The sequence below is a fragment of the Enemella evansiae genome (assembly GCF_004362375.1).
GTDB lineage: Bacteria > Actinomycetota > Actinomycetes > Propionibacteriales > Propionibacteriaceae > Enemella > Enemella evansiae.
This window is the reverse complement of sequence record NZ_SNXA01000012.1, coordinates 274,905-296,272: the sequence shown is the minus strand read 5'-3', so window position 1 is coordinate 296,272 and position 21,368 is coordinate 274,905. Positions and strand designations below refer to the sequence as shown.

General features: G+C 69.6%; 16 protein-coding genes. 7 read left to right on the top strand and 9 right to left on the bottom strand.

Translation table 11 applies throughout. From position 1 onward, the window contains the following. Window positions 1-349: 349 nt before the first annotated feature. From C8D81_RS17580 to rsmI, 7 genes are all read right to left on the bottom strand, one after another. Window positions 350-1,027, bottom strand: coding sequence for a hypothetical protein (locus C8D81_RS17580; RefSeq protein ID WP_133626487.1), 678 nt, complete (start codon window positions 1,025-1,027; stop codon window positions 350-352). A 118-nt stretch (window positions 1,028-1,145) separates the two neighbouring features. Further along, entirely contained in the window at window positions 1,146-1,415 is a 270-nt protein-coding gene (locus tag C8D81_RS17575) for a hypothetical protein (RefSeq protein WP_094432554.1), read from the bottom strand. 10 nt (window positions 1,416-1,425) lie between these two features. Beyond that, on the bottom strand, window positions 1,426-3,123 hold the full coding sequence (locus C8D81_RS17570) for a sodium:solute symporter family protein (protein ID WP_094355965.1): 1,698 nt from the start codon (window positions 3,121-3,123) through the stop codon (window positions 1,426-1,428). A 113-nt stretch (window positions 3,124-3,236) separates the two neighbouring features. Then, window positions 3,237-3,914 carry a TetR/AcrR family transcriptional regulator gene (locus tag C8D81_RS17565; protein ID WP_094432552.1) on the bottom strand — a complete coding sequence of 226 codons (678 nt, stop codon included), beginning with the start codon at window positions 3,912-3,914 and terminating at the stop codon, window positions 3,237-3,239. Window positions 3,915-3,942: 28 nt separating this feature from the next. Then, complete coding sequence (locus tag C8D81_RS17560) at window positions 3,943-6,414, bottom strand: beta-glucosidase family protein (RefSeq protein WP_208109371.1); 2,472 nt, start codon at window positions 6,412-6,414, stop codon at window positions 3,943-3,945. A gap of 37 nt (window positions 6,415-6,451) precedes the next feature. Next, window positions 6,452-7,795, bottom strand: coding sequence for an MFS transporter (locus C8D81_RS17555; RefSeq protein WP_094355962.1), 1,344 nt, complete (start codon window positions 7,793-7,795; stop codon window positions 6,452-6,454). Window positions 7,796-7,885: 90 nt separating this feature from the next. After that, the gene (gene rsmI / locus C8D81_RS17550) at window positions 7,886-8,710 is read right to left on the bottom strand and encodes a 16S rRNA (cytidine(1402)-2'-O)-methyltransferase (RefSeq protein WP_133626485.1); all 825 of its coding nucleotides are present in this window, start codon (window positions 8,708-8,710) and stop codon (window positions 7,886-7,888) included. A 185-nt stretch (window positions 8,711-8,895) separates the two neighbouring features. Between rsmI and C8D81_RS17545 the strand changes: the two genes are divergently transcribed. Together C8D81_RS17545 and C8D81_RS17540 are read left to right on the top strand one after the other, a co-directional pair. After that, window positions 8,896-10,416, top strand: a complete 1,521-nt coding sequence (locus C8D81_RS17545) for a dolichyl-phosphate-mannose--protein mannosyltransferase (protein ID WP_229117910.1) — start codon at window positions 8,896-8,898, stop codon at window positions 10,414-10,416. A gap of 61 nt (window positions 10,417-10,477) precedes the next feature. Continuing rightward, window positions 10,478-12,142, top strand: coding sequence for an ABC transporter family substrate-binding protein (locus tag C8D81_RS17540; RefSeq protein WP_094401953.1), 1,665 nt, complete (start codon window positions 10,478-10,480; stop codon window positions 12,140-12,142). Window positions 12,143-12,145: 3 nt separating this feature from the next. Here the strand turns inward: C8D81_RS17540 and C8D81_RS17535 are convergent, their stop codons facing one another. Both C8D81_RS17535 and C8D81_RS17530 read right to left on the bottom strand, forming a co-directional pair. Beyond that, window positions 12,146-13,234: an FAD-dependent oxidoreductase gene (locus C8D81_RS17535; protein ID WP_133626484.1), complete on the bottom strand. Its 1,089-nt coding sequence runs from the start codon at window positions 13,232-13,234 to the stop codon at window positions 12,146-12,148. Window positions 13,235-13,301: 67 nt separating this feature from the next. Beyond that, a complete protein-coding gene (locus C8D81_RS17530; protein WP_094355957.1) occupies window positions 13,302-14,243 on the bottom strand; it encodes a LysR family transcriptional regulator in 942 nt (313 codons plus the stop codon). Window positions 14,244-14,315: 72 nt separating this feature from the next. Here C8D81_RS17530 and C8D81_RS17525 point away from each other — a divergent pair, with 72 nt between their 5' ends. The 5 genes from C8D81_RS17525 to pntB all read left to right on the top strand — a co-directional run bounded on the left by C8D81_RS17525 (window position 14,316) and on the right by pntB (window position 21,326). Next, window positions 14,316-17,399: a cytochrome P450 gene (locus C8D81_RS17525; RefSeq protein ID WP_208109370.1), complete on the top strand. Its 3,084-nt coding sequence runs from the start codon at window positions 14,316-14,318 to the stop codon at window positions 17,397-17,399. Between the two features lie 76 nt (window positions 17,400-17,475). After that, entirely contained in the window at window positions 17,476-17,976 is a 501-nt protein-coding gene (locus tag C8D81_RS17520) for a carboxymuconolactone decarboxylase family protein (protein WP_094355956.1), read from the top strand. Further along, window positions 17,973-18,347: a GNAT family N-acetyltransferase gene (locus C8D81_RS17515; RefSeq protein WP_094427482.1), complete on the top strand. Its 375-nt coding sequence runs from the start codon at window positions 17,973-17,975 to the stop codon at window positions 18,345-18,347. Before C8D81_RS17520 ends, C8D81_RS17515 begins: the two co-directional genes overlap by 4 nt. A gap of 6 nt (window positions 18,348-18,353) precedes the next feature. Then, on the top strand, window positions 18,354-19,889 hold the full coding sequence (locus C8D81_RS17510; protein WP_094427480.1) for a Re/Si-specific NAD(P)(+) transhydrogenase subunit alpha: 1,536 nt from the start codon (window positions 18,354-18,356) through the stop codon (window positions 19,887-19,889). A 9-nt stretch (window positions 19,890-19,898) separates the two neighbouring features. Beyond that, the gene (gene pntB, locus C8D81_RS17505) at window positions 19,899-21,326 is read left to right on the top strand and encodes a Re/Si-specific NAD(P)(+) transhydrogenase subunit beta (RefSeq protein ID WP_094427478.1); all 1,428 of its coding nucleotides are present in this window, start codon (window positions 19,899-19,901) and stop codon (window positions 21,324-21,326) included. Window positions 21,327-21,368: the final 42 nt, after the last annotated feature.

The following is a 21,368-nucleotide window of genomic DNA, read 5'->3' as shown; positions in this document are numbered from 1 at the left end:
CTGATTCGGTCGGGGCATCGTCCTTCGGTCCGAGCATGGTGTGCCATGCCCCAACCGAACTCCCATGCCCCGACCACAGGAGCGCGCAGTCAACACCCACGTTGGTTGAGTGAGGAGCGCAGCGACGAGTCGAAACCACCGTCACCCAGAGGCCGTGGCTTCGACTCGTCGTTCCTCCTCGCTCAGCCAACGTGGGAAGGCATCCCTCGCTCGCTCAGCGAGCATGGGATTCATCTCGACACGGTCGCTGCGCGACCTACTCGATGAACGTGAAGGACACGGTCGCTGCGCGACCTACTCGATGAACGTCACGCAGCCAACGGGGAGGAATCCATGCTCAAGCTCAGGATCACCGCTTCGCCGCTCTCCGGGTGAGGAGGATGAGTCCCCCGACGAGGGTCGTCGCGAGAACCAGGCACCCGATTCCCACGGGCAGCAGGAAACCCCAGCGCAGACCGATGTTGGCCGAGACCACCAGACCGGGGGAACCGTCCGCGTTCATGGCGACGGCCATCCACTCACCCAGCGACTTGTCCCATTCCAGCTCGACGACACCGGGAGCCACCACCTTCGAGGTGGCTGCCCAGAACGACTGAGCGGCCGGCGGGGACGCGGCCGCGCCACCCGGATGCCGCTGCCAGGTCACCCGGAGCGGGTCGGTGGTGAAGGTCGCCATCTCGTCGTAGGCGACGCCCCGCAGATATCGCTCGACGTCGGCGCGTCTTCCGATGCCGACGAACACCGGCCTGTTCGGATCGGCAGGTCGGACCTGGATCCTGACCCGGGACAGATCACCTGGATCGTTCTGCGGATCCGTCGGACGACGGCCCTCGACATCGATCTCGCGGGTGACCATGGCCGCCGAATCCGTGCTCAGCGACGCATCGGGGACCGCGAAATAGTCATTGCCCTGGATCGCGCCGACGACGGTGAATGGGAGGCCGATCAGGGTGAACAGGACGGCGCCGACCACCATCGCGCGGCGGAGCAGTCGGGGTCGGTGGGCGGTCCGGGTTGCGGAGGTCATCTGGCCCCGATCTTCGGAGATGGTCAGATACTGCTCGCAAGTCTTGCCCATCCGAGGTTCGTGCGGCGCTGGATGATCCACCGCACCGGGACGAGCCCGGGACCCACCCGACCCGACCCTACTCCGGATTCTCCAATTGCTCGGTCTCCACGACCTTGACCGGGCGTACCCTCGCCCAGAGCGCGAAGAGCACCGCGAAGGCGATCATCACGATGCCGGCCCACAGGTTGGCGTTCATCCCGTCGGTACGGGCGGATTCCTCGGCGTTGAAGGCGAACAGGCCGAGCAGCAGCACCACCACTCCGTAGATGCCGATCAGCAGGGCGATGAAGTTCCGGACGTCGAAAGCGCCGGCGGAATGGGCCCGGGTGCGATGTGTGTCACTCATTTCCAACCCCTCAGCGGAAGATCACATTGAGCGCGATGACCATCACCAGCGCGATACCGGCGACCACGGTCGGCTTCTGGTACCAGCGGTGCCGCGCGGCGTCGGCGTCCACCAGGTCGCTGCGCGGGGTCTCGGAATAGACCAGCCCGCGCAACTCGCTCGCCGGCTTGGGCGTCGTCACCAGCGAGACGATCACCATCAGCACGATGTCCACCACGAACGCCGCGCTCGCCGCCAGGAAGGCCGCGCCCTGGCCGGGCAGGTCGATCACCCCGGTCTCGCTCAGGATGAACACCGCGACCGCGGACAGCGTGCCGCCGACCAGGCCGACCCAGCCCGCCGTCGGCGTCGCCCGCTTCCAGAACATGCCGAGGATGAAGGTGGCGAACAGCGGCGCGTTGAAGAAGCCGAACAGCGTCTGCAGATAGTCCATCAGGTTGGAGAAGTTCGCCGCGATCAGCGCGGTGAAGATCGCGATCACACAGGCCGCGATGGTCGCGAGCCGGCCCACCTTCAGGTAGTAGTCGTCCGGCTTGTCCTTCTTCACGTACTGCTGCCACAGGTCGTAGGAAAAGACGGTGTTGAACGCCGACACGTTGGCCGCCATGCCGGCCATGAACGCCGCCAGCAGACCGGCGATCGCCACACCCAGCAGACCATTCGGCAGGGTCTCGCGCATCAACAGCAGCAGCGCGTCGTTGTAGGTCACCCCGGTGGCCGCCTGGGCCGCCGCCTCACCCTGCGGGTAGAGCCGTTTGAACTCGGCCAGCTGCGGCACCAGGACCGCGGCGATCATGCCGGGGATGATCACGATGAACGGGATGAACATCTTCGGGAAGGCGCCGATGATCGGCGTCAACCGGGCCGAGGTGATGTCCTTGGACGCCATCGCCCGCTGCACCTCGACGAAGTTGGTCGTCCAGTAACCGAAGGACAGCACGAAGCCCAGACCGAAGACGATGCCGACCACCGACAGCACCGGGTTGGTGAAACCGGAGAGCTGCTCGCCCGGCCAGGTGTGCAGCTGGGTCGCGCCGAGCCCGCCGTCATTGGCCACCGCCTGCTTGAAGCCGTTCCAACCACCGAGCCGGTGCAGACCGATCAACGTCAGCGGCAGCAGCGCCGCCACGATCACGAAGAACTGCAGCACCTCGTTGTAGATCGCCGCCGACAGACCACCCAGGGTGATGTAGGACAGCACGATCGCGGCGGCGACGATCAGCGCCAGCCAGAGCGGCCAGCCGAGCAACCGCTGCACGATGCTGCCGAGCAGGAACAGGTTCACCCCGGCGATCAGCACCTGGGCCACCGCGAAGGAGAGCGCGTTCACCAGGTGCGCGCCGGTACCGAACCGCCGGCGCATGAACTCGGGCACCGAGCGCACCTTGGAGCCGTAGTAGAAGGGCATCATCACCACGCCGAGGAACAGCATGGCCGGGATCGCGCCGACCCAGAAGTAGTGCATCGTCGGATAGCCGTATTGCGCACCGGTCGCCGACATGCCCATGATCTCGACCGCGCCCAGGTTGGCGGAGATGAACGCCAACCCGGTCACCCAGGCGGGCAGCGACCGCCCGGAGAGGAAGAACTCGATACTGCTGGAGACGCCCCGGCGGGCAAACCAGCCGACGCCGAGCACGAAGATGAAATAGACCAGGATCAACAGATAGTCGATCCATTGGGCGTCCAGGCGGACTGCGGGATCCATGAAACCTCCCCGGGGTGGCCCGGTGCGGGGTTGTACCGGGGTCCGGGACTTTACTCCTCAGCCCTTCCGCGCCGCCAGCGCCGCCCCCCTGGAGGATGCGCGACCCCGGGCTGCTACGACTGCACCGACCAGACGGCCCGGATCTCGGCGATCCGCTCGTCGAGCAGGGCGGCCATGTCGACGCTCGGATCGAGCAGCCACTGGGTCTGGTATCCGTCCATCAGCGCCGCGATCTCCCGGGCGATCCGCTCCACCGGCATGTCCGCCCGGGCCACCCCGGCCTGCTGGTCCGCCCGCATCGCCGAGCACAGTTGGCCGAAGGTTTGCTCGTAATGCTCCCGCAGCCAGGTGTTTCCGGGGTGGGTCCCCTCCGTCGCCTCACCGGCCACCGACGCGAACAACCGGACCATCTCCGGGCGCTGCGCATTGGCGCTGGCCAGGGAGACCACCGATTCCAGCGCCGCCCACGGCACCGCCTCGGTGGGCCGGAACATGATCCGGTCGAGCTCGTCGCGTTCGCGCAGCACGGCGGCGTACAGCTCCTCCTTGGCCGGGAAGTGGTGCACCAGCCCCGTCGCGGAGATGCCTGCCACCTTGGCGATCTGGGCCATCGAGGTGGCGCGGTAACCCTGCCGCCCGATCAGCTCGATGGCGGCCCGCACGATCCGCGCACGGACCTCGGCGGAGTCGCCACCGCGCGGGCGCCCCGGACCTCGCCGGGGCCCGGGGTCGGGCCCGGGGTCGGGCCCGGGATCGGGTTCGGGTTCGGGTACGCGATCAGGCTTCGGCACGCGGTCATCCTCCCACTCACCCGCCGGGTCAGGAGGAGACCGAGGCCGCCAGCGGCACCCGGCCGCGTACGTCGCCGAGCCCGCGGGCCACCAACAGTTCCCCACCGGGAGCAAGCTCGCTCCACCCACCGGCCTGTTCATCCCAGCTCCGCCACAGCCGCGGGTCGCAGACCACCTCGACCCGCGCCTGCTCACCGGCGGGGATCCGCGCCGCGGCGAAACCGACCAGCCGCACCGGTTCGGCCGGGTCGCTGGGCCGCAGATAGACCTGCACCACTTCCCGGGAGGCCCGATCGGCGGCATTGTGCACCTCGACGGAGACCACGTGGCGGCCGTCGGCGTCGGTGCCCAGTTCGGGCTCGCCGTAGGAGAAGTCCCCCCAGCCCAGCCCCTCACCGAACCAGTGCGCCGGCCGGGGTGCCAGACCGTAGGGCTGGTGGCCGCGGTGCCCGACGAAGGTGCCCTCGCGATAGACCAGCCGGCCGTTCTCGGGCACCACCTCCCAGGCCGGGGTCGCCCCGTCGGCCACCGGCCAGGTGGTGACCAGCCGGCCCGCCGGCTCCAGCTCGCCCAGCAGCACCCGGGCGATGGCCAGCCCACCCTCCTGGCCGGGCAGGCCGACGACCAGCACCGCGTCCACCTCGTCCTCCCACGGCATCAGGACCGGGGTCGAGGCGTTGACCACGACCACCGTCCGCGGTGCCACCGCGGCGACCTCGCGGACCAACCGGTCCTGCTCCCCCGGCAGCGCGAGGGTGTTCTTGTCGACGGCCTCGGTCTCCTGCTCCTCGGTGAGCCCCACCCCGACGATCGCGACATCGGCCGCCCGGGCCGCGGCGACCGCCTCGGCGATGACCTCCTCGACCGGGCGCGCGACCGGGCCGGCAACGATCCCCTTCGGCCCGGCACCGGAGGCGTTCAGCGCATCCAGCTCGGCGTTGTCGGCGCTCGACGCGGTGCCGGCACCGCCGGTGATGTCCACCCGGGCGACGATCTCGGTGCCCTCGGCGACCTGCATCGGCGTGCTCCGGCTCGGCGGTTTGAGCATCGCCTCACCCGGGTCGTGACCGCTGATGCTCAGGATCAGTTCGGACCGCTGATCGCCCACCAGCAGCTGCCAGGCCCCCGAGCCGAGTGCCCCGACCTCGAGCAGTCCGCCCCGGGTGAGGACGCCGCGCAGCTCGACCGCGGTGGCCGGCCGCGGCAGGTCGTCGTCGAAGCCCACGCTCACCGAGGCGACATCGCTGTGCACCTCGGCGAGCAGCTCCCCGGCCGCGTCGAAGTAGCGGGCCCGGACGCCTTCGCTTCCGGTCACCGGGTCGATCAGGGTCCCGGGACCAGCCGTCACCGCCCGGTCCCGCACCTCCACGCCGTCGACCACCACCAGCGATCCGAGCCGGTCGGACACACCGGTGAGTCCCTCGGCGATGGACCGCTGATAGGGGGCGTTCACCGTCGCCGATCCGCCTCCCATGCCGACGGTCTGCACGACCGGTCGACCGATCGCGGCAACCCGGGTGCCCGGTTCCAGCGGCAGCACCCCGTCGTTCTTGAGCAGCGTGAACCCGGCGGCGGCGAACCCGGTGAGCTGCGCCACCCGCTCGGGTGAATCCGGGGCGGGGATACCGTCCCGCCAGGTCCGCTCCCGACCCAGCAGCCCGGCCCGGTCGGCGTGCGCCAGCACCCGGCGTACCTTCTCATCGATCACCGACTCCGCCAGCCGGCCCTCGCGCACCGCGGCCACCAGCGCGTCCCCCCAGGGTCCGTGCGGGCCGGGCATCACCAGATCCAGCCCGCCGGCCGCGGACTCGACGGTGGTTCGGGTCGCGTACCAGTCGGAGACGACGACGCCATCCCAGTCCCAGTCGTCGCGGAGCACTCCCCGGAGCAGCTGCGCGTTCTCGGTGGCGGTGGTGCCGTTCACCTTGTTGTAGGAGGCCATCACCATCCACGGGTCCTCGGCGATCGCGATCTCGAACGGCAGCAGATAGACCTCTCGCAGGGTGCGCTCATCCAGCACCGAGTCGACAGTGTTGCGTTCGGTCTCCGCCTCGTTGGCGGCGAGGTGTTTCAGGCAGGCCCCGATCCCCTGCTGCTGGATGCCGCGGACATACCCGGCGGCGATCCGGCCGGTGAGCAGCGGGTCCTCGGAATACTGCTCGAACAACCGGCCACCGAGTGGGGTGCGGTGCAGATTGATGGTCGGCCCGAGGACGGTGGCGATCTGCTGGCGTTCCGCCTCGTCGGCGACCACCCGGCCTACCTCCTCGATCAGCTCCTCGTCCCAGGCCGAGGCCAGCACGGTGGCGCTGGGGAACAGCACCACCCGGTCCCCGCCGATGAACTTGAGGCCACGGACCCCGGTCGGGCCGTCGGAGATGTCCACCCGGGCCAGGTCGATGGCGGGTTCGGGGGCGAGCGAGAACGCCGCCGAGCCGGTGAGCAGGCGTACCTTCTGGTTCAGATCGAGACGGGCGATGAGTTCGTCGATGGTGGGCATCGGCATTCCTTCGGATCGTGGGTTCGGATCGTGGTGGTCAGCGGACGGACCGGATGAACATGGTGAGGATCGCGCCGAGTACGCCGACCGCGGCGGCGGTGATCAGCAGAGCGGTGAAGTCCGTACCGCCCCCGAGCCGCGACAGCAGGACGCCACCGACGGCGGGGGCGATCGACTGCGGGAGGGCGTTGGCCATGTTGAACACCCCCAGGTCCTTGCCGTTGTTCTCCCGGTCCGGCAGCACCTCGAAGACCAGCGCCAGGTCCACCGCGACATAGGAGCCGTAGGCGAACCCCATCACCGCCTCGACGACGTAGAACCCGGTCACCGAGTCAACATGCAGCAGCAGGTAGGTGCCGATGGCGAACAGCAGGATGGCGGCGGCGACGAGCACCTTGCGCCGGCCGGTGGCATCGGAGATCCAGCCGGCGAGCAGGCTGGCGACCATCGAGGCGACGGTGTAGATGGTGACCCCGAGCGCCACGGCGGCGGCCGCCCGGGACCGGTCCAGCCCCAGATGGTTGGTCATGTAGAACAACCGGAAGGTGACGAACAGGTAGGACGCCAGGATGATCATGAACCGCCCCCACCAGGCCAGGGCGAAGTCCGGGTGTCTGATCGGATTGGTCCAGAAGGTGCCGAGGAACTCCCGCAGGTTGAACGGGTGCCGGTTCTGCTTGAGCACCGGTTCGGGCAGGGTGAGGGCGTACGCCACGACCAGCACGAACCCGATGACGGCCGGCACCAGGAACAGCAGCAGCATGTTGGATTCGAACCACGAGCTCACCCAGGTCGCACCCATGATGCCGACGTTCTGCGCGATCCCGACGATGCCCGAGGTCTTGCCGTACTGCTGCTGCGGCAGCTGATCCGACAGCGAGGCGAGGAAGGCGGCGAACGCCACATTCGCGCACATCTGGGCCAGGAACCAGCCGACGGCCAGCATCAGCACATTGGTGCCGAGCGCGATCACCAGCATCGCGACCAGGAAGCCGACGAAGCCGATCACCAGCCAGGGTCGCCGCCGGCCGAAGCGAGAGGTGGTGCGATCGGAGATCCGCCCGCCGACCGCGTTGAAGATCACCGCGGCGAGCGCCCCGGGTGCCAGCGCCGTACCGGTCCAGGCGGCCTGCTGCGCCGGATCGGAGGTGAGCGTGGTCACCTTGAGCGCGATCGACACGGTGGCCGGCCCGAGCAGCGCCAGGAAGATCCCGAACTGGGCCAGGAAGACCCCGCCGATGAACCACGCCGGGCGGCGCTCCTGCGGCCGCTGCCCCAGGTAGGGGACGCTCAATCGCGGCCCGATCAGATTCGGGCTGCCGGTCGCGGAGATGGTGGGGTCCCCCGGCTCGGGGACGGATGAACGCTGCGCTGCACTCATGGGGCTCCTCGGTACTGAGGTGACACGGGTCGACCGCGCCTCCGCAATTATTAGTGGACGTCCACTAATTTGTCGAGGGGTCTTGCCGATTCAGCCCTTCCGCGCCGCCAGCACCGCCTGATAAAGGGCATTGCGGGCCACCTGGGCACGCTCCGCGACCTCGGCGACGGCGGCCTTCATCCGCTGCCCCTCGGCCATCAGCCGCTCCACCTCGGCGACCGCCGCGGCCGGATCGGCGTCGGCGGCCGGCGCCCCGGCCACCACCACGGTGATCTCCCCGCGGGCATGCTCGGCGGCCCAGTCGGCCAACTCGGCGAGCCCGCCGCGGCGTACCTCCTCATAGGTCTTGGTCAGCTCCCGGCAGACCGCCGCCGACCGCTCGGCACCGAGCACCTCGGCGGCATCGCGGAGGAAATCGGCCAGCCGGTGCGGCGCCTCGAAGAAGACCATCGTCCGTTCCTCGGTCGCCAACCGGGCCAGCCGCCGGCTCCGCTCCCCCGCCTTGCGCGGCAGGAAACCCTCGAAGGTGAACCGGTCCACCGGCAACCCGGAGACGGCCAGTGCGGTGAGCACCGCCGACGGCCCCGGCACCGCGGTCACCGGCAACTCGGCCGCGACCGCGGCGGCGACCAGCCGGTATCCCGGATCGGAGACCGAGGGCATCCCGGCATCGGTGACCAGCACGACCGTACGCCCGGCGCGCAGCTCCTCGAGCAGCTCGGGGGTGCGTGCCGCCTCATTGCCCTCGAAGTAGGAGATCACCCGCGCAGCGGTGGAGATCCCGAGCCGCTGCAGCAGACCCTGCAGCCGCCGGGTGTCCTCGGCAGCGATCACCTCGGCCTCGGCGAGCGTCCGCAGCAACCGCGGGGAGGCGTCCTCGGCGCTGCCGATCGGCGTACCGGCGAGCACCAGCACCCTGCACCTCCCGACTCCTGCGAAGACCTGCGGACAACGAACCCGGCCAGCATAGGATGACCGGCGTGACTCAGGAACTCGCGGACGATACGCCCACCCGCCGCTGGTACGACGAGCCGCATCCGGTGACCGGCGCGCAGCAGATCAGCACCCCGGTCTCGACCATCGATCGGCTCCGCAACGCGATGCCGAACGACTGGGGAACCGCGTGGATGGTGGCCCTGGGGATCACCCTGTTCGCGTTCATCATCCGCCTGATCAACCTGTCCCGGCCCGAGGGCATGGTCTTCGACGAGGTCTACTACGCCAAGGACGCGTACGCCCTGCTGACCACCGGTTTCGAGCACGACTGGGCCGAGGGCGCCGACCAGCAGGTGATCCGCGGCGACTTCTCCGGAATGAAGGAGTCCGGGTCGTTCATCGTGCACCCGCCGCTCGGCAAATGGTTGATCGCGATCGGCATCAAACTGTTCGGCTTCAACGCCTTCGGCTTCCGGATCTCCTCGGTGATCATCGGCTGCGCGCTGATCGCGGTGGTGTTCTTCCTCACCCGGCGGCTCGCCCGCTCCACCCTGATCGGCGGCGTCGCCGCACTGCTGCTCAGCCTGGACGGGCTGCACTTCACCATGTCGCGGATCGCGCTGCTGGACATCTTCCAGGCGTTCTTCTGCGTGCTCGGGGTGGCGGTGCTGGTCCGGGACCGGGACTGGTACCGGGACAAGCTCGCCGACCATCTGGAAGCCAACAAGCTCACCGACCTCGGCGGCAGATTCGGCCCCGTGTTCCTCTGGCGGCCCTGGCGGCTGGTCGCCGGCATCGTCTTCGGGATGGCCTGCGCCACCAAGTGGAACTCCATCTATGTGCTGGCGTTCTTCTCGGTGCTCTCGGTGTTCTGGGACATCGGCGCCCGCCGGTTGGCCGGTGCCGGACCGCAGGCCTGGAAGGGACTGTTCACCGACGCCCCGATCGCGTTCGTCTACCAGGTCGGGGTGGCCGGGGTGGTCTATCTGGCCAGCTGGACCGGCTGGCTGACCACCTCGGGGGGTTACGACCGCGACTGGGGTGCGCAGCACCCCGAGGCCCGCTCGGTGAAGATCCTCGGCTCCGCGCTGGCCTCGCTGTGGACCTATCACAAGGAGATCTTCGAGTTCCACACCGGTGACGGCATCAAACAGGCGACCCACCCCTACTCCGCCCCGCCCGCCGGCTGGCTGTTCGTCGCCCGGCCGATCGGCATCGACGCGGTCAACGACATCAAACCCGGCCAGCAGGGTTGCCCGCAGGGCACCGAGACCTGTCTGCGGGTGATCAGCGGTATCGGCACACCGATCCTGTGGTGGGTCGGCATCTTCGCGCTGCTCGCGGCGCTGGTGCTGTGGGTGCTCGGTCGGGACTGGCGCTTCGGCGTACCCGTCGTCGGCGTGGCCAGCACCTGGCTGACCTGGTTCCCGAACTCCGACCGGCCGCTGTTCTTCTTCTACGCGATCGTCATCATCCCCTTCACCTGCATCGCGGTCGCGCTGGTGATCGGCAGACTCATCGGCCCCGCCGACGGTGGTGAACGCCGAAGAATCGGGGCCATCATCGCCGGGGTGTTCGTGGCCCTGGTCGCACTCAACTTCGCCTTCTTCTATCCGATCCTCACCGACGGCCTGCTCACCCAGTCGCAGTGGCAGCTGCGGATGTGGTTCCAATCCTGGATTTAAGCCGGTTGGGGCGGGGCCGGTACGCTGTCGGGGTTTGTATGCCTGAGGCGATGGAGGACATGTGAGGTTCCGGCGGTTCCTGGCCGTGCCCGTGGTGGCCGGCCTGCTGCTCACCGGCTGCACCAAACCCGAGGACAAGGGCGAGAGCAACACCGTTCCGCTCCCGGCCAGTGAGGTGAACACCCGCGATCGGGGTGAGCTGCAGCCCGGTGGCGAGGTACGCCTGGCGACCGAGTCGTTCGGCGCGTTCAACCCGATGTCCGCCGACGCGAACGACAGCCTGGACTCCTTCCGCCGGGCGGTCCTGCCGAGCTTCTTCCGCTACGACGACCGCGGCGTGGCCACCCCGAACACCGCCTACCTGGAGTCGGCCACCGAGACCTCGACCAACCCGACCGTGGTCACCCTGAAGTTCAACCCGCGCGCCGCCTGGGGCGACGGCCAGCCGATCTCGGCCAACGACATGATCGCCACCTGGCAGGCCTGCAACGGCCGGACCAGCGGATTCCGCTGCGGCTCCGACCTGCGCTTCAACCAGATCTCCGAGGTCAAGGCCGGCGCCAGCCAGCAGGAGGTGCAGCTCACCTTCAACCGGGCCTACCCCGATTGGCGCGCGGTCTTCGACAAGGTGAGCGTGCTGCGCGCCGAGTCGGTACGCGACCCCAACACGTTCAACAACTGGACCGGTTTCCGCAAGGAGTGGACCTCCGGGCCCTTCCAGGTCGACCAGTACGACCAGGCCAACCGAGTGCTGATCACCAGCCCCAGTTCGCTGTGGTGGGGCGAGAAGCCGCTGCTCGACCGGCTCACCATCAAGGAGGTGCCGCGCGAGAACCAGGCCCGTGCGTACACCAACCAGGAGATCGACGTGCTCGACCTGGGCACCTCCCGCGAGCTCTACCAGGCCGCCCGGACCGTGCCGGACCACCAGGTGCGCCGGGCCGGTTCGACGAACTGGCGCCAGCTGGTGCTGAACACCGGCAGTGCCGGCCCGGTCAACGAACCCGAGGTGCGCCGGGCGATCCAGCTCACCCTGAACCGCTCCCAGATCGGCAGCCAGGCGTACCCGGATCTGGACTTCAACGCCGCCCCGCTGAACAACCGGATCTTCCTGACCGGTCAGGAGGGGTACGCCGACAACGTCGAGCGGCTGGAGCTGGCCCGCAACCTGGACACCGCCCGCAAGACCCTCGACGATGCCGGCTGGTCGCAGTCCAACGGCACCCGCAGCAAGGACGGCCGGCCGCTGCAGGTGAAGCTGGTCAAGATCCGTGGTGTCGCCGCCTCCGAGGCCGAGGCGACCGCGATCGCCGACCAGCTCAAGCAGGTCGGTTTCGACGTGCAGGTCAGCGAGATCGGGCTGACCGAGTTCGACAACGGCTCGGTGCTCTCCGGTGGCCAGTTCGACCTGATCACCATGGGTGGGCAGGGCAGCCGCAACCCGATCGCCGGACTCAGCGATCGCTTCGGCTCCGGCGCCGAGCAGAACTACTCCCGGCTGGAGAACCCGGAGATCGACCAGCTGCTCGAGCAGATCACCAACGAGCCCGCACTGCCCCGCCGCCAGGAGCTGGCGAACCAGCTGGACAGCAAGCTGTGGGAGACGCTGCCGACCATTCCGCTCTATCAGCAGCCGCAGCTCGTCGGCACCTCGATCCGGCTGGCCAACCTGGGCGCCCAGGGCCTGGCCACCGTCGCCTGGGAGAACGTCGGCTACCTGAAGTGAGCCCTATCGGCGCCGCGGGAACGGGGACACCGGGCTGATCTTCAGCCCGTGTCGGGCCCGGCTCCAGCCGGCGCCGAGCAGGCTCAGCGGCCGCGGGATCCGGATCGGGGCCCAGGGCAGTTCCGCCCGGCCGGTACCACCGCCGGTCAGCACCGCCGCCAACTGCAGCGCCGCCGCGGTGCCCAGCGTCAGCTCCCAGGCATCGAATCCGCAGGCGACCAGCCGCCGTTCGGCGGCCCGGCCGGCGAAACCGACGAACGGGGCGGCGTCCAGGCTGGCGGTGGCGCGGGCCCGCCAGGCGTCGGTGATCCGGGCATCGGGGAACCAGCTCGCCGCGCGGGCCCGGCCGTCGTCGCGGCGGCTGCCCAGCAGCAGCCGGTCCTCGGCGGTCCGGACCCAGAGCCGGCCGCCGTCGTCCAGATCGGTACCACTGCGGCCCGGGAAGGCCGCCGGATCCTCGCTGGTCAGCTCCAGCCAGCTCCACTCGCTGCTGCGCAGCCGCGGACCGAGCAGCACCCGGTCGAAGGCCGGCTCGGGGGTGGTGCTCACCAGCCAGCCGCCCGCACCGCCCCGCGGCCGGTCCTCGACGACCCCGCCCGCCTCGGTGAAGGTCTCCAGCAGACCGTCGCGGTAGGCGGCCGGATCCAGCACCGGCTGGTCACCGGTGACCAGCATCGGCCGGGCCGAGAACGGCAGCCCGGTCTCGTCGGTGAACTCCGCCGGTACGCCGGCGCGCCGCATCGCGTGCACCTCGTGCCGCAGCCAGAACGCCTCCTTGCCGTCGGCGGTGAGCGTGGCCTGATCGGCGAACCGCACCGGCACCCCGGCATCGGCCGCGGCGGCGAGCACGAACCGCTGGCCGCGGCGTACCTGGTCGGCGTACGCCTGCAGCCCGCCGGCACCATGCCAGCGCAGCACGTGGTGGTACTGCAGCTCCTGCTGCAACCCGGCCGGCGCACCCATCAACCCGGTCCGCTGCCCCGGTCGCAGCTGCGGGTCGACGACCTCGGTCCGCAGCCCGGCCCGCGCGGCCAGCAACCCCACGGTGAGTCCGGTGATCCCTGCCCCGATGACGGTCACCCGCTCCGACACCCTGACCTCCGTTCGTCCGCCCCGAGTCTCGTCGAGTCGATCCGCCGACCCGCTGCCGGGGATCAGCCTATTGCTCGCCCGCGGAGCGCGGGGCGCCCCACCGGGGTTCCGCGAGCGCGAACTCGATCAGCGCCCGCACCCGCGCGTTCACCGGTACCTCCGCGGGCCAGATGATCTCGACGGCGACCGGTGCGACCGCCGGTTCGATCTCCTTCAGCACCAGCGGATAACCCTCATAGCTCGCCGGGTTGTGCGGCCGCTGCACCAGCACCCCGTAACCGAGTCCGCGGGCGACCAGGGTGCGGACCACCTCATAGCTGGCGACCCGGTGCCGGATCCTGGGCCGCAGGCCACGGTCGTGGAACAGCGACAGCGTGTGCTGGCTCGACGGTGGCGAGTCCAGCAGGATCATGTCGCGCTCGACCAGATCCTCCAGCCGGACCGCCGGCCGGTCGGCGAACGGGTCGTCGGCGGCGAGCACCACGTGCGCCGGCTGCGCGAACAGCCGCGCGTGGTTCGGCGTACCGGGGATCAGGGTCTCGTAGACGAACGCCAGGTCGATCTCGCCGGATTCCAACCGACCGGCCAACCGGTCCTGGGTCGTCTCGACGATCTCCAGGCCGACCCGGGGGTGCCGTTCCCCGAACTCGGCGAGCAGCACCGGCAGGATCAGCGGCGCCAGCGTCGGATAGCAACCGATCGTGATCGGGCCGACCAGCTCGCCGTCGGAGGTCTTCAGCTCGCGTTCCAGATCGTTCGCCTCGGCGAGCAGGGCCTGCGCCCGCGCGGCCACCTGCCGGCCGGCGGCGGTGAGCACCAGGCCCTGTGCCCTGCGACGGATGCACAACTGCGACTGGAGCTGCTGTTCGAGCGCGGTGATCGCGTCCGAGATCGCCGAGGAGGAGACGTGCAGTTCCGCGGCCGCTGCCGAGATCGTGCCCAGCCGGGCCGCGGTGAGCAGATAGGACAGCTGTCGGAGGCTGAAGTTGGGGGCCTGCTGGGTCTGCATATCCGCCTTTTCCGAATTGGAAGTGCGACTGATTCCGCTTGTGCTTCATTTCCAGTGTGCCCAGACTTGGCGGTGAGCGCCAGCACTGAACTCGATGACGAGGCGGGGATGACGATGACTTCTCAGCTCCAGGCAGCAGCACCGGTTGCGGACTGGGTCCGGATCCCGGATCTGCAGGTCGACCCGTTCCCGATCTATGAACGCCTCCGGGACGAGGGTGGCGTGCACTGGGTCCCGGCGGTCAACCGCTACCTGATCACCAGTTACGAGGCGATCAGTGTCACCGAGCACGATCAGGAGACCTTCTCGGCCAACGAGGAGGGTTCGCTGCAGATCCGGGCGATGGGGCACTCCATGCTCCGCCGCGACGATCCCGAGCACTACGCCGAACGCCGCGCCTGGCAGCCGATCCTGAAGCCCGGTTACGTCAAGCGGGTCTGGTTGTCGATGTATCGCGAGGTCGCCGAGGACCTGCTCGCCGACCTGATCGCCAAGGGGCCCGGTGCCGACCTGCTCTGGGATTTCGCCGCACCGTACGCCGCCGAGACGCTGCGGCGGATGCTCGGCTTGTACAACGCCGACCAGGCCGATCTGCAGCGCTGGTCGCAGACCCTGATCGATGCGACCGGCAACTACGCCGACGACCCGGATGTCTGGGCGGAGGGGGAACGGTCGTTCACCGAGGTGGACACCGCCCTGGACGAGATGCTGGCGTACCACCTCACCCACCGCGACGACTCGCTGCTCTCCGCGCTGTTGTCGATGCCCGGTGAGCGGATGCCGATCGAGAAGATCCGCGCGAACATCAAGATGACGATCGGCGGCGGGCTGAACGAACCCCGCGATGCCCTCGGGGTGGCCGCGCACGCGCTGTTCACCCATCCCGAGCAGCGGGCCGCGGTGCTGTCCGACCCGGGGCTGTGGCCGACCGTGTTCGAGGAGACGATCCGCTGGGTCGCGCCGATCGGCCTCTACTCCCGCCAGGTCACCCGGGACACGGTGCTCGCCGGTACGCCGCTGCCCGCCGGGGCGAAGCTCGGCATCTGCGTGCTCTCCGCCAACCGCGACCGCACCATCTGGACCGATCCGGAGAAGTTCAACATCCACCGCGAGGTGAAGCCGCACCTGGCGTTCAGCAAGGGCGTCCATGTCTGCCTCGGCAACTGGGCCGCCCGCGCCCAGATCGCCGAGGTCGCTCTCCCGCTGCTGTTCACCAGCCTGCGCGGGCTGTCCGCCGACCCCACGCAGCCGGCCACCATGGGCGGCTGGGTGTTCCGGGGCATGCTCACCCTGCCCGTCACCTGGACCTCGACCAGCGGTACGCCCGACTACGGTCTCCGCGCCGACGACGGCGCGGCGCAGGGCACGGCCACCGCCGCGGCCGACGAGCGCCCGGGGCCGAAGGTGGCCGTCATCGGGGCCGGGCCGGCCGGTTGCTTCACCGCCAAGGAGATCCTGCGCCAGGTCTCCGGTTCCTCGGTCGACGTCTTCGACCGGTTGCCGGTCCCCTACGGGCTGCTGCGCTACGGCGTCGCCGCCGACCACCAGGGCACCAAGTCGGTGAGCACGCAATTCGACCGGCTCTTCGCCGACCCCAGGGCGCGGTTCATCGGCAACACCGAACTCGGCCGCGATCTGAGCCTGGACACCCTGAGGCGGAACTACGACTCCGTCGTGCTCGCCAGCGGGCTGGCCACCGATCGGGCCCTGGACATCCCGGGCGCCGACCTGGCGCACGTCTACGCCGCCGGTCCCCTCACCCGGATGCTGAACGGCCACCCCGATGAGGCACCGGGCCACCAGTCAGCCCGCCCGCGGCTCGGCTCCCGGATCGCGGTGATCGGCCAGGGCAATGTCGCCGTCGACATCCTCCGGCTGCTCATCTGCGAACCGGGCGCGCTCGAGGGCAGCGACATCGACGACCTGGTGCACGCACCGCTGCGCGAGGGCATCACCCGACTCGACGTGATCGGCCGCTCGGCGGCGACCGCGGCCAAGTTCGATCCGGTGATGATCCGCGAGCTCGCCCGGGTACCGGGGGTGACCCATGTGCTGCACGGTGTCGAACTAGATGCCACCGAACCGGGCAAGGATGCCAAACTCGATGCGCTGCGGGACCTCGTCGAACCGAGCGCCGGGACCGGCCGGATCGAGCTGCACTGGTGGTTCGGGGCCACGCCGCGAGCGATCCTCGGCACCGACGGCGCGGTGTCCGGGGTCGAGATCGACCAGGCCGGCGAGTCGGTACGCCTGCCCGCCGACTCGGTCGTCACCGCGATGGGTTTCGTCCGCGACCCCGCAGCGATCGCCCGCCAGGGCATCTGCCCGGTCTCACCGATTCCCGGTGACGGCCGGATCGAGGACGGCCTGTTCGCGATCGGCTGGCTCCGGGGCAACGGCCGCGGCACCATCCCCGACCAGCGCGTCGACGCCAAGGCGTTGGCGGCGATGATCGCCGCCGAGGTGCACGCCGGCACGATGAGCACCGGCGCCACCGGAATCGACCCACCCGACCACGCCACCGACTTCGACGGCTGGCGCCGCATCGACCTGCGGGAGCGGCTCGGCGCCGCCGCCGGGCGCTGCCGGGCCAAGCTCACCACCCGGGCGGCGCTGCTCGCGGCGGCCCGCGACGACAGCCTCGATGAGCACCTCACCGCCGCACCGGCCGGCACCGGCCACGCACTGGCTGCCGGGGTACCGGTGACAATCCTGTTCGGCACCGAATCGGGCAATGCCGAACTCGTCGCCGAGGAACTCAGCACCCTGCTCGGGGAATGCGAGGATCTGGTCGTCGCCGACCTCGGTTCGATCGGCCCGGCCGACCTCGACCCGACCCGGTTCCACCTGATCGTCTGCTCGACCTACGGTGACGGTGAGGTCCCCACCTCCGCCGCGGAGTTCCATGCACAGCTGCGGCAGCAACCGATCGATCTCACCGGGGTGCGGTTCGCCATGTTCGGGATGGGCGATGCCAGCTACACCAAGACCTATTCGCGGGGCAGCGAACTGCTCACCGAGGCCCTCGAGGCCCGGGGGGCGACCCGGGTGGGTGAATACGGCCGGCACGACGCCGGCGGGACCGTCCCGGCCGCCGAGGCCGCCGGCGAGTGGGCCGAGGGCGTACTCGGCACCCTGCAGCTCGCCCCCACCTGACGAGACGCCCGCCTGACGAGACCCCGCCGGCGCGGGTCGACCCGGTTCGAAGGACCGCACCGCCTATGGTTCTGCCATGGGACGACCGCTGCTGGACAAAGTGATGCCGGGCGCCTGGCAGGCCGCGCAGGACTATTCGGCCGCGATCCGCGAGGCCGCGCTGGCACACGGGTTGACCGCGCAGGAGACCGAGTTCATCAAGGTGCGCGCCTCCCAGCTGAACGGTTGCACCTTCTGCCTGGACCTGCACTCCCGGCAGGCCCGGCAGTCCGGGATCACCCAGCAGCAGCTCGATCTGCTGCCGGCCTGGCGGGAGGCCGACATCTACACCGAACGCGAACGGGCGGTGCTCGCGATCGCCGAGGCCGCGACGAGACTGCCGATCACCGACGACTCGGACGCCGACCTCTACGCCGCCCACGGCGTACTCGGTGAGGAGACCTTCGTCGCGGCCGAATGGATCGCGGTCACCATCAACGCCTTCAACCGCATCTCGATCCTCAGCGAACACGCCGTCCGGCCGCGCGACGCGGACGGCAAGGTGATCCGAACCCGACCCGAAGGAGCCCACCGATGACCGAGCAGACCGACCAGGCCGAGCAGTTCGAGGTGCAGGACCGCGCCGACGAGCAGCGTTATGTGCTGATCGACCACCGGGCCGACCCGGCGGACCAGGTGATCGGTGAGGAGCTCTACGTCGACACCGAACTCACCGACGGGACCGGCCGGATCCTGGTGCACACCGGGGTCTCCGAGGCCTACGGCGGTCAGGGTCTCGCCGCCACCCTGGTCCGCAGCGTCGTCGAGGACGTGATCGCCAGGGGATACAAGATCGTGCCGGTCTGCCCCTACGTGGTGAAGTGGCTGCCGAAGCATCCCGAGTACGCCGACCACGTCGTCAAGCCGAAGCCGGAGCAGTTGCGCGTGGCAGCCGAGCGGATGGGCTGACGGCAGATGCGGATCGGCGTACCGGCAGAACTGCGGCCCGGGGAGACGATGGTCGCCGCCACCCCGAAGACGGTCGGCCAGCTGATCGCGCTCGGCCATCAGGTCGTGTTCGAGGCCGGTGCCGGCCGGGCGGCCAGACTCCCCGACGAGCAGTACGCCGCAGCGGGCGCCGAACTCGCCGACGCCGACGAGGTCTGGCGCAGCGATCTGGTGCTGAAGGTCCGTGCCCCGCTGCCGGAGGAACTTCCGCAGCTCCGCGAGGGGCAGCTGCTGGCCTGCCTGCTCGACCCGGCCCGCTCCCCCGAACTGCTCGCCGAACTGGCCGACCGCGGTGAGACCGCGCTGTCGCTGGATGCCGTGCCGCGGATCTCCCGGGCCCAGGCGCTGGACGTGTTGTCCTCGATGGCCAACATCGCCGGCTACCGGGCGGTGATCGAGGCCGCGAACAGCTACGGCTCGTTGCTCAACGGCCAGGTCACCGCCGCCGGCAAGGTGCCGCCGGCGCGGGTGTTCGTGGTCGGTGCGGGGGTGGCCGGGTTGGCCGCGATCGGGACCGCGAGTTCGCTCGGCGCCCAGGTCTACGCCTTCGACGTCCGCCCGGAGGTGGCCGAGCAGGTCGAGTCGATGGGTGCGGAGTTCACCCACCTGCCCGGTGCGCAGGATGCCGAGGCATCCAGCGACGGCTACGCCAAGGAGCTGACCGCCGACCAGGAGCAGCGCACCGCCGAGCTCTATGCCGATCAGTCCGCGGCCGCCGACATCGTCATCACCACCGCGCTGATCCCCGGCCGGCCGGCACCGACGTTGATCACCGCCGCCATGGTGGCGGCGATGAAACCCGGCAGCGTGATCGTCGACCTGGCCGCGCCGAACGGCGGCAACTGCGAGCTGACCGTGCGCGATCAGGTGGTGGTCTCCGACAACGGGGTGATCATCATCGGCTACACCGATCTGGCGGGCCGGTTGCCGACCCAGGCCTCCCAGCTGTTCGGCACCAACCTGGTCAATCTGGTCAAGCTGCTCACCCCGGCCAGGGACGGTCAGCTGGTGCTCGATCTCGACGATCCGGTGCAGCGTTCCATGCTGGTCGCCGACCGCGGCGAGGTGACCTGGCCACCCCCACCGGTGACGGTGTCGGCGGCACCGGCTCCGGTGCCCGCCGCGAAACCGGCGCACGAGGTCGAACCGGTACGTCGCGGCCGCGGCCCGGCGCGGGTCGCGCTCGGCACGCTCGGGGTGCTGCTGGCCGTCGGCCTGGCGTTCACCCCGTCGGCTTTCCTGCTCTATTTCACGATCTTCGCGTTGGCGGTGGTGGTCGGCTACTACGTGATCTCGAACGTCACCCACGCCCTGCACACCCCGCTGATGACCGAGACGAACGCGATCTCCGGGATCATCCTGATCGGGGCACTGCTGCAGATCGGTTCGGACAACCTGGTGGTACGGATCCTCGCCTTCATCGCCCTGACCGTGGCCAGCATCAACATCTTCGGCGGCTTCCTGGTGGCGAACCGGATGCTGGCGATGTTCTCGAAGGACTGAGGCAGAAGAATGTCGTTGCTTCCCCTGGACGCCTCCGCGGTGCTGTCCGGCGCCGTTCGCGTGGTCTACATCCTGGCCGCACTGCTGTTCATCCTGGCCCTGGCCGGGCTGTCGAAGCACGAGACCGCGCGCCGCGGCAACGTAGCCGGTGTGGTCGGCATGGTGCTCGCGGTCGGCGCGACCATCGTGCTCGGGTTGCAGCACGCCGACGCCGTCGGTGGTGCCCGCAATGTGCTGATCACCGCGATCCTGATCGCCCTGGCGATGTCGATCGGCGCGGTCATCGGAGCCTGGCGGGCGCGTACCGTGCCGATGACCGGGATGCCGGAACTGGTCGCACTGCTGCACTCCTTCGTCGGCCTGGCCGCGGTGCTGGTCGGCCTGAACTCCTTCCTCAGTGGGGAAAGCAGCGATGCGGTCGGCCTGGTCGAGGTCTTCCTCGGGGTGTTCATCGGTGCGATCACGCTGACCGGTTCGCTGGTCGCCTGGGCGAAGCTGAGCGGGCGGATGAAGTCGGCACCGCTGATGCTGCCGGCCCGGCATCTGCTCAATCTGCTCGGCCTGATCGCCTGCCTCGGCCTGGGCATCTGGTTCGTCGCCGCGCCCGCACTGCTCCCGCTGCTGCTGATGACGCTGATCGCGCTGGCCATCGGCTTCCACCTGGTCGCCAGCATCGGCGGCGGGGACATGCCGGTGGTGGTGTCGATGCTGAACTCCTACTCCGGCTGGGCGGCGGCCGCAGCCGGGTTCATGCTGGAGAACGCGCTGCTGATCGTCACCGGTGCGCTGGTCGGCTCCTCCGGCGCGATCCTGTCCTACATCATGTGCAAGGCGATGAACCGCTCGTTCATCTCGGTGATCGCCGGCGGCTTCGGCGCCGAGGTGACCGCCGGTGGTGAGGACCGCGACTACGGCACCCATCGGGAGATCCAGGCCGCCGAGGTCGCCGAACTGCTGAAGAACTCCAGCTCGGTGGTGATCGCCCCGGGATACGGGATGGCGGTCGCGCAGGCGCAGTATCCGGTGGCCGAACTGACCCGCAGGCTGCGCGAGGCCGGGGTCAGGGTCCGGTTCGCGATCCACCCGGTGGCAGGCCGGTTGCCCGGGCACATGAACGTGCTGCTCGCCGAGGCGAAGGTGCCCTATGACATCGTGCTGGAGCTCGATGAGATCAACGACGACTTCGGCGACACCGACACCGTCCTGGTGATCGGCGCCAATGACACCGTCAATCCGGCCGCCCAGGACGAGCCCGGTTCACCGATCGCCGGCATGCCGGTGCTCGAGGTCTGGAACGCCGCTGATGTGGTCGTCTTCAAGCGCTCGATGGCGCCCGGGTACGCCGGGGTGCAGAATCCGCTGTTCTTCAAGGAGAACACCCAGATGCTCTTCGGCGACGCGAAACAACGCGTCGACGACATCCTCGCCGCCCTCTGACGATCATCGAGTAGCAGCCCATGCGCAGCGAAGCGGAGCAAT

What these genes read in the sequence shown, in the direction of transcription:
- C8D81_RS17545 (WP_229117910.1), top strand. Translation starts at nt 8,896, where the DNA reads ATGCCGAACGACTGGGGAACCGCGTGGATGGTGGCCCTGGGGATCACC.
- C8D81_RS17575 (WP_094432554.1), bottom strand. Translation starts at nt 1,415, where the DNA reads ATGAGTGACACACATCGCACCCGGGCCCATTCCGCCGGCGCTTTCGAC.
- C8D81_RS17515 (WP_094427482.1), top strand. Translation starts at nt 17,973, where the DNA reads ATGACCGAGCAGACCGACCAGGCCGAGCAGTTCGAGGTGCAGGACCGC.
- C8D81_RS17510 (WP_094427480.1), top strand. Translation starts at nt 18,354, where the DNA reads ATGCGGATCGGCGTACCGGCAGAACTGCGGCCCGGGGAGACGATGGTC.
- pntB (WP_094427478.1), top strand. Translation starts at nt 19,899, where the DNA reads ATGTCGTTGCTTCCCCTGGACGCCTCCGCGGTGCTGTCCGGCGCCGTT.
- C8D81_RS17555 (WP_094355962.1), bottom strand. Translation starts at nt 7,795, where the DNA reads ATGAGTGCAGCGCAGCGTTCATCCGTCCCCGAGCCGGGGGACCCCACC.
- C8D81_RS17530 (WP_094355957.1), bottom strand. Translation starts at nt 14,243, where the DNA reads ATGCAGACCCAGCAGGCCCCCAACTTCAGCCTCCGACAGCTGTCCTAT.
- C8D81_RS17520 (WP_094355956.1), top strand. Translation starts at nt 17,476, where the DNA reads ATGGGACGACCGCTGCTGGACAAAGTGATGCCGGGCGCCTGGCAGGCC.
- C8D81_RS17570 (WP_094355965.1), bottom strand. Translation starts at nt 3,123, where the DNA reads ATGGATCCCGCAGTCCGCCTGGACGCCCAATGGATCGACTATCTGTTG.
- C8D81_RS17560 (WP_208109371.1), bottom strand. Translation starts at nt 6,414, where the DNA reads ATGCCCACCATCGACGAACTCATCGCCCGTCTCGATCTGAACCAGAAG.
- C8D81_RS17580 (WP_133626487.1), bottom strand. Translation starts at nt 1,027, where the DNA reads ATGACCTCCGCAACCCGGACCGCCCACCGACCCCGACTGCTCCGCCGC.